This window comes from Stenotrophomonas sp. STEN022, from assembly GCF_056760155.1.
Window position 1 is genome coordinate 1 of record NZ_JBRREG010000148.1, and the last position, 7,946, is coordinate 7,946.

The window sequence follows — 7,946 nt, forward strand, 5'->3', positions numbered from 1 at the left end:
CCGACGGCGCCCGGCGCCCAACAACCCTCCCCCCCGGGCCTGCGGGGCCCCCCTCCCCCCCCCCCCCGCCCCGGGGGGGTTATCTGGGGGCCGGGGGGCCTGGGCCCCCCCGCGTCCGTTGCCCTTCGCCCGGGGGCTGTAAGCCATGCGTTGGGCCTGCATTCTATTGCCGCATCTGGCCATGGACGGCGTGCTGCGTGGTTGCGCGGAGCCAGAGGCTGCGCGGGTGTTGATCAGTGGGCCCAGCCAGCGGCGGGTGCTGCATGCGGTCAATCCGGCTGCGGCGGCGCTGGGCCTGAAGGCGGGGCAGTCACTGGTGACGGCGCAGGCATTGGCAACCGGGTTTGAGATACACCCGTATGAGCCTGACGCGCAGTCGGAATGGCATCGCTTCCTTGCGGCCTGGGCGTATCAATTCAGTTCGCAGGTAAGTCTGCAGTATGCGCAGTCGCTGATCATCGAAATCGAGCACAGCCTGGCGCTGTTCGGGCCGTGGCCGAAGTTCGAGACGCGTCTGCGGCAGGAGTTGGATGCCTTGGGCTTCCGTCACCGCATCGCATTGGCACCCAACCCGGTGGCTGCACGCGCACTGGCCAATGTGCGCGATGGTCTGAGCGTGGATGAGGCTGGCTTGGCCGCATTGCTCGGGCAGCTGCCGGTGGCGCGGGCTGGCTTTGGTGCCAGTGCCTCGGCGGCATTCGCGCGCATGGGCATCCGCACCGTCAAGCAATTGCAGGGCTTGCCGAGGGCCAGCATCAACCGGCGCTTTGCACCGGATGTATTGCGGCAGCTGGATGCCTTGCTCGGCGAGCAGGCCTTTGTATTGCAGCCGTATCAGCCACCGGATGTGTTCGAACTGCGCATCGAGCTGGGCTACGAGGTGGAATCCTCGCAGGCCCTGCTGTTCCCGTTGCGACGCCTGACTTCGGACCTTGCCGCATTTCTTGCCGGCCGTGACGGCAGCGTGCAGCGGTTTGCGCTGTTGCTGGAGCACGAGGACCGGCCGACCACCACACTGGAGATCGGCCTGCTCGCGGCTGAGCGTGATGCCAGCCTGTTGTTCGAGATCGCGCGCAGTCGTCTGGAGCAGGCCAGGATACCGGCACCGGTACGCCAGTTCGGCCTGCGTGCCGATCAGTTGCCGGCGTTTGTGCCGGAACACCGCGAGCTGTTCGATACCCGTCCGCAGCAGAGCATGCCGTGGGAACAATTGCGCGAACGTCTACGCGCTCGGCTGGGCGATCAATCCGTGCATGGGCTACGCGTACATGCCGACCATCGCCCCGAATATGCCTGGCGCGGCGAGGCTGCTCCAGCTGCAGGCCCAACAACCAACAGCCTGCCGTCGCCAGCGCGGCCAGGGTGGTTGCTGCGCACGCCGCAGCCGTGGCCGGGAGCAAGCCCGGAATTGCTGTCGGCACCGGAACGGATCGAGAGTGGCTGGTGGGACGGCGATGACGTGCGTCGTGATTACTACCGGGTCAGCACCCGCTTTGGCCAGCAGGCATGGGCGTGGCGCGAGGTGGGCGGCGAGGGCGGCTTCATGCTGCAGGGCTGGTTCGCATGACTGCCGCTTATGCCGAACTGCATTGCCTGTCCGCTTTCAGCTTCCAGCGCGGCGCATCGACTGCGGATGAATTGTTCGCGCGGGCCAAGGCGCATGGCTACAAAGCGTTGGCGATCACCGACGAATGCACGCTGGCCGGCATCGTGCGCGCCTGGCGCGCGTCCAAAGAAACCGGCTTGCAGCTGGTTGTCGGCAGCGAAATTCAGCTGGAAAACGGGGCCAAGTTGGTCCTGCTGGTGGAAGACGCCGCAGGCTATCAAGCGCTGTGCTGGTTGATAACACAGGCAAGGCGACGGGCGGAAAAGGGCGAGTACCGGCTGTTGGCCGCTGACCTGGCGGCGATTGATCGTAGCGGCCTGCTGGCCTTGTGGCTGCCTGCGGCACAACCAGAACCTGCCGAGGGCATGCAGTTGCGTGAGTGGTTTCCGCAGCGCTGCTGGATTGCGGCGGAACTGCACCACGGTGCCGATGACGAGGCGCGTCTGCAGCAGCTGCAGGCACTGGGCGCGCAGCTGCAGCTGCCATTGGTGGCCGCGGGCGATGTGCATATGCATGCGCGTGGGCGCCGGGCATTGCAGGATGTGATGACGGCCATCCGCCACCGTGTCACCGTCGCCGAGGCCGGGCAGCGCCTGTTCGCCAATGGTGAGCGGCACCTGCGCCCGCTGCAGGCATTGCAGGCGATCTATCCCGCCGAGTTGTTGCAGCAGACGCTGTGCATCGCCAAGCGTTGCGCCGGGTTTGATCTGAAAGAAGCCGTCGACTATCTGTATCCCAGCGAGGTGGTGCCCGCCGGTTACACCGCGCAGTGCTGGCTGGCAGAGCTGGTGGTTCGTGGCGTGCGCAAGCGTTGGCCGGAAGGTGCTACAGCAGAGGCGCAGGCCTTGATCGAAAAGGAACTGGGCCTGATCGCCAAGAAGAAGTACGCCTCGTACTTCCTCACCGTGCATGACTTGGTGGCCTATGCGCGCAGCATCGGCATCCTCTGCCAGGGTCGCGGATCGGCGGCCAATTCGGTGGTCTGCTTCGTGCTTGGAATCACTGAACTGGATCCTTCGCACAGCCATCTGTTGTTCGAACGTTTCATTTCGGACGACCGCGATGAGCCGCCGGATATCGACGTCGACTTCGAGCACGAACGACGCGAGGAAGTCATCCAGTACGTGTTTTCACGCTATGGACGTGAGCGTGCTGCCTTGGCTGCCGTCGCCACGCAATACGGCGGGCGTGGCGCCCTACGTGATGTGGCGCGGGTGCTCGGCATGCCCGGCGACGTGATCACCCAGCTGACCTCCTGTGTCGGCCACTGGTCGGACAGCATTCCAGATGAGGAGCGCCTGCGCGAACACGGCTTCGACCCGGATAGCCCGCTGTTGCGGCGCATCCTGATACTGGCCAACGAACTGATCGATTTCCCGCATTACCTGTCACAGCATCCGGGCGGCTTCGTCATTTCCGAGCGTGCCCTGCACAGCATGGTACCGGTTGAAAATGCGGCGATGGAGGCGCGCACGGTAATTCAATGGGACAAGGATGATCTTGAAGCACTTGGCTTGATGAAGGTCGATGTATTGGCCTTGGGCATGCTTACCGCAGTGCGCCGTTGTTTTGATCTGATCCAGCGCTATCGCGGCCTGCATTTCACGCTGGCGACGATCCCGCAGGAAGACAAGAAAACCTACGCGATGATCAGTCGCGCCGATACCATCGGCGTGTTCCAGATCGAGTCGCGCGCGCAGATGGCGATGCTGCCTAGGTTGCAACCTCGCACCTTCTACGATCTGGTGATCGAGGTCGCCATCGTACGCCCCGGGCCTATCCAGGGTGACATGGTGCATCCCTACCTGCGTCGGCGTAAGAAGGAAGAACTGATCAGCTATCCATCGGTGGCGCTGGAAGCGGTGCTTGAACGCACGCTGGGCGTGCCGCTGTTCCAGGAGCAGGTGATGCAGATCGCAATGGTGGCAGCCGGTTACAACGCCAGTGAAGCCGATGGCCTGCGTCGTTCGATGGCGGCGTGGAAGCGCCACGGTGGGCTGGAACCGCATCGGCTGAAACTCACCGAAGGCATGCTGGAGCGCGGCTATCCGCTGGCGTTCGCCGAGCGTATCTTCGAGCAGATCAAGGGCTTCGGCAGCTATGGTTTTCCGGAAAGCCATGCGGCCAGCTTCGCGTTGATCGCCTACGCCAGCAGTTGGCTGAAATGTCATCATCCAGCCGAGTTCACCTGCGCACTGCTCAATAGTCAGCCGATGGGTTTCTACAGCCCGGATCAGCTGCTGCAGGATGTGCGCCGGCATGGCGTGGCAACGCGGCCGTTGGATGTGCGTTACAGCGGATGGGAGTGCTCGCTGGAATGGGAACGCGACAGTGAGCGATTGGCGATCCGTCTGGGCTTTTGCCTGGTGCGCGGTTTCAATGCCGAGGACGCATTGCGGATCGAACAGGCGAGGGCGCAGGCCGTTTTTTCCGATATCGCTGACCTGTGCCGACGCGCCGATCTGGATGCGCGTGCACGCGCCTTGCTTGCCGATGCCGGGGCATTGCGCGGCATGGTCGGCAACCGGCATCGGGCGCGCTGGGCGATTGCTGGTGTCGAAGACCAGCGTCCGCTGTTTGACGATCAGCCGGCGACCGCCGAGGCTGACGTCGCCTTGCCGATGCCCAGCGTCGGCGAGGATCTGAACGCGGACTACGCCTTGCTTGGAACCACGCTGGAACTGCATCCGTTGGCGCGTCTGCGACGGCAGCTGAGCGCGCGTCGTTGCCGCAGTTCCAGGGATCTGGAAAGCATGCGCAGCACCGGCAACGTGTTGGTGGCCGGTTTGGTGCGTGGCCGTCAGCGGCCAGCAACCGCCAGCGGTGTGACCTTCATCACCTTGGAAGACGAATTTGGCCAGATCAACGTCGTGGTCTGGCGGCAGCTGGCCGAGCGCCAGCGTCAGGTGTTTCTGGAATCGAGGCTGCTGCAGGTCAGCGGACGGCTGGAAGCCGAAAACGGCGTGCGTCATCTGACCGCACGCCGTCTGGATGATCTGTCGCCGCTATTGGGCAGCCTGGACGTGCGCAGCCGCGACTTCCATTGATGGCCAGCGGAAAGTCGAGCCGCGGAAGTGTGCCGGAATACTGGCGCGCAGCTACACCGCGTTGAAGCTGGCCGCCAAGGTGCCAACCACCAGCACCCAGCCGTCCACCAGCACGAACAGCAGTATCTTGAACGGTGCCGAGACCAGCATCGGTGACAACATCATCATGCCCATCGACATCAGCACGCTGGACACGACCAGATCGATGATGACGAACGGGATGAAGATCAGGAAGCCGATTTCGAACGCAGTCTTCAGTTCGCTGGTGACGAAGGAGGCAACCAACACCGGGAACGGAATCGCATCCGGGCTGGCATAGGGACCTTGCCCAGCCAGGCCAGCAAAAGTCATCAGGTCGGTCTCGCGGACCTGCGCCAGCATGAAGGCACGCAGCGGCGCGGTGGTCAGCTGCCAGGCGGTCTGGAAGTCGATCTTGCCATCGAGGTAGGGCGCCATGCCGGTGGACCAGGACTTGTCCCACACCGGCATCATGATCATTGCGGTCAGGAACAGAGCCAGACCAAGCAGGACCTGGTTGGACGGGGTCTGGCCGGTGCCAAGTGCTTGGCGCAGCAGACCGAGCACGATGATGATGCGGGTGAAAGCCGTGAGCACCAGCAGCATCGATGGCAGCAAGGTGATTGCCGTCATCAACAACAAGGTCTGCAACGGCAGGCTGACCGGCGCGCCGCCGATCTTGCCGACATTGACGTCCGGCAACGCTGGTACCTGTGGACCGGGTGCGGCCCAGGCGAACAGTGGCAATGCCAGCATCGCCAGCACGATCAGCAGTTGCCAGAGCGTACGTGAGTTTAAACCGCGAGAGTTGAAGCCTTGGCCCGACATGTTCAGGAGTCCTTGCGCAGCTTCTGTGCAAGCAGCTGGGCGAAATTCGGTAGTTGTTTGAGGTTGGGCATGGCCGGCGCAGGCGTCTGCGGCAGCGGTTCTGGCAACTGGTGCAAGGTGCTGATGCCACCGGCGGTAATGCCCAGCAGCAGCTGCTGACCATTGACGTCGACCACCACCACGCGCTCCTTGGCGCCGACATTGATGCTGGCGACCACTTTCAGGCCTTCGGCCGGGCGAAACCCGCCGCCAGGCATACGCCTGAGCAGCCAGCCCAGGCCGATGATCAGGCCCAGCACCAGCAGCAAGGTGAAGAACGCGCCGAACAGGCCGGGCGCACTGGCCGCATGCTGGCCGACCGGCGTCGCCGCCTTGGCGGCCGGTGCGGCGTAGGCGAGCAATGCGATCAACGCAGTCTCCGGATGCGCTCGCTGGGGCTGACCACGTCAGTCAGGCGCACACCGAAGCGATCGTTGATGACGACGACTTCACCGTGGGCGATCAAGGTGCCGTTGACGAACACGTCCAACGATTCACCGGCACCGCGTTCCAGTTCCACCACGGAGCCCTGGTTGAGCTGCAGCAGGTTGCGGATCGGCAAGCGCGCGCGGCCTACTTCCAGCGACAAGGTCACCGGTACGTCGAGGATGACGTCCAGATCCAGATCGGTGCTGATGCCGTTGTCGGCCTGCAGGTTGCTGAACTGTGCCGGCGTAGCGGCGTTTTCAGCTTCGGGGGAGTGGTTGTCATTCATCGGTGTTTTCCTGAATCACGGGGACGCTCGGGCGCTTTCCCGGAGGATGGGTAGCAGTGATCTTGATGGCGTTGCGTTCGTTGGACACGCCAAACTCGCCGGTGAAAACCGGGATGCCTTCCACGCACAGCGGCACCTGCTTGGGCATGTCGATCGGCAGCACGTCGCCGATCTTCAGCTTGGTCAGCTCGCGAAGGCTCATGCGGCGCTTGGCCAGCACGCTGGAAAGTTCGACTTCAGCGGTGTCCAGTTGCTCGCGCAGCATCACCGCCCAGCTTTCGTCGCGGTCATTGCGGTCGCTCTGGATGCCGGCGTCGAGCAGTTCGCGGATCGGCTCCAGCATCGAGTACGGCAAGGTGATGTGGATGTCGCCACCGCCGCTGTCCAACTCGACGTGGAAGCGGCTGACCACGACGTACTCGCGCGGGCTGACGATATTGGCGAAGTGCGGGTTGATCTCGGAATTGATGTAGTCGAAATCGACGTTCATCACCGGACCCCAGGCCTCGCGCAGATCAGTGAAGGTCTGCTTGAGCAACAACTGGATAACGCGCATCTCGGTGGCGGTGAACTCGCGGCCTTCGATACGGGTGGGGTAGCGCCCATCACCACCAAAGAAGTTGTCGACGATGGCGAATACCAGGGTCGGCTCGAACACGATCAGGCCGGTACCACGCAGCGGCTTGAAGCGGATCAGGTTGAGGTTGGTGGGAACATACAGCGAATGCAGGTAGTCGCCGAACTTGATCAACTCGATACCACGTACCGACAATTCGGCCGAACGCCGGATCAGGTTGAACAGGCCGATGCGCCACAGGCGTGCGAAGCGCTCATTGACCATTTCCAGGGTCGGCATGCGCCCGCGGATGATGCGGTCCTGGCTGGCGAAATCGTACGAGCGTGCTTCGCCAGGCGCCGCCTCCGGCTCGGCGGTATTGACCGAGCCGGAATCGACGCCATGCAGCAGGGCATCGATCTCGTCTTGGGACAGCAGGTCGTTGATGCTCATCGTGGCGCCTTACTGGGTCACAAAGCTGGTGAACAACAAGTCGTCGACACTGTTCTGGCCGGTTTCGGCCTTCATCAGCTTCTTCACTTCGGTCAGCGCCGAGGCCTGCAGCTTTTCCTTGCCCGCGCGGTCGGCGATCTGGGTTGGCTCGACCTGGGAGAACAGCATCAACAATTTGGCGCGGATGGCCGGGGCATGGGACTGCAACGCGGTCAGTGCCAGCGGATCACGGGTCATCAGCTGCACTTCGACCTGCAGGTAGCGGGGGCCGTCAACCGGGCCGCTGAGGTTGACCACGAAGGCCGGGTCCAGCGCGAAGTACTGGGCCGGAGCCGGGGTCTTGGGCTTGGCTTCCTTGCCGGCTTCGGCGTGGGCCTTGCCCTGGGTGAAGTACCAGACCCCGCCGCCGGCTGCGGCAGCCGCGAACACGGCGATCAGGGCAGGAACCAACAACGAGCGCTTCGGTTTGCTTGCCGCTTCCTTGGTGGGTTCAGCTTTGCGGTTTTTATCAGCGGCAACGGCCACGTGGAGCTCCTCAGGATTGCTGCCCAGTCAGATGCAAGGGCTGTGCCGGAGGAGGAGGTGACGGTCTATTGACGCGTGGTGTGGGTTCTTGTGGGAGCGGGGGGGGGTGGGGGGGGGGGGGGGGGGGGGGGGGGGGGGGGGGGGGGGGGGGGGGGGGGG

General features: G+C 63.7%; 7 protein-coding genes. 2 read left to right on the forward strand and 5 right to left on the reverse strand.

From position 1 onward, the window contains the following. The first annotated feature begins 145 nt into the window (after positions 1–145). Positions 146–1,567, forward strand: a complete 1,422-nt coding sequence (locus ACVOMF_RS19930) for a Y-family DNA polymerase (protein WP_481510812.1) — start codon at positions 146–148, stop codon at positions 1,565–1,567. Then, complete coding sequence (locus ACVOMF_RS19935) at positions 1,564–4,653, forward strand: error-prone DNA polymerase (protein WP_481510813.1); 3,090 nt, start codon at positions 1,564–1,566, stop codon at positions 4,651–4,653. Before ACVOMF_RS19930 ends, ACVOMF_RS19935 begins: the two co-directional genes overlap by 4 nt. A gap of 51 nt (positions 4,654–4,704) precedes the next feature. Here ACVOMF_RS19935 and fliP read toward each other — a convergent pair whose 3' ends face one another. From fliP to ACVOMF_RS19960, 5 genes are all read right to left on the reverse strand, one after another. Further along, complete coding sequence (gene fliP, locus ACVOMF_RS19940) at positions 4,705–5,427, reverse strand: flagellar type III secretion system pore protein FliP (RefSeq protein WP_481510818.1); 723 nt, start codon at positions 5,425–5,427, stop codon at positions 4,705–4,707. A gap of 74 nt (positions 5,428–5,501) precedes the next feature. Next, complete coding sequence (gene fliO, locus ACVOMF_RS19945) at positions 5,502–5,909, reverse strand: flagellar biosynthetic protein FliO (protein ID WP_481510814.1); 408 nt, start codon at positions 5,907–5,909, stop codon at positions 5,502–5,504. Further along, positions 5,906–6,253: a flagellar motor switch protein FliN gene (fliN, locus tag ACVOMF_RS19950; protein ID WP_481510815.1), complete on the reverse strand. Its 348-nt coding sequence runs from the start codon at positions 6,251–6,253 to the stop codon at positions 5,906–5,908. Before fliN ends, fliO begins: the two co-directional genes overlap by 4 nt. Further along, on the reverse strand, positions 6,246–7,262 hold the full coding sequence (gene fliM / locus ACVOMF_RS19955) for a flagellar motor switch protein FliM (RefSeq protein WP_481510816.1): 1,017 nt from the start codon (positions 7,260–7,262) through the stop codon (positions 6,246–6,248). Before fliM ends, fliN begins: the two co-directional genes overlap by 8 nt. 9 nt (positions 7,263–7,271) lie before the next feature. Further along, a complete protein-coding gene (locus ACVOMF_RS19960; RefSeq protein WP_481510817.1) occupies positions 7,272–7,787 on the reverse strand; it encodes a flagellar basal body-associated FliL family protein in 516 nt (171 codons plus the stop codon). Positions 7,788–7,946: the final 159 nt, after the last annotated feature.

Bases quoted from the DNA above. Each gene is read 5' to 3' on its own strand.
- fliP (WP_481510818.1), bottom strand. From the start codon at position 5,427: ATGCTGGCATTGCCACTGTTCGCCTGGGCCGCACCCGGTCCACAGGTA.
- ACVOMF_RS19935 (WP_481510813.1), top strand. From the start codon at position 1,564: ATGACTGCCGCTTATGCCGAACTGCATTGCCTGTCCGCTTTCAGCTTC.
- fliN (WP_481510815.1), bottom strand. From the start codon at position 6,253: ATGAATGACAACCACTCCCCCGAAGCTGAAAACGCCGCTACGCCGGCA.
- ACVOMF_RS19930 (WP_481510812.1), top strand. From the start codon at position 146: ATGCGTTGGGCCTGCATTCTATTGCCGCATCTGGCCATGGACGGCGTG.
- fliM (WP_481510816.1), bottom strand. From the start codon at position 7,262: ATGAGCATCAACGACCTGCTGTCCCAAGACGAGATCGATGCCCTGCTG.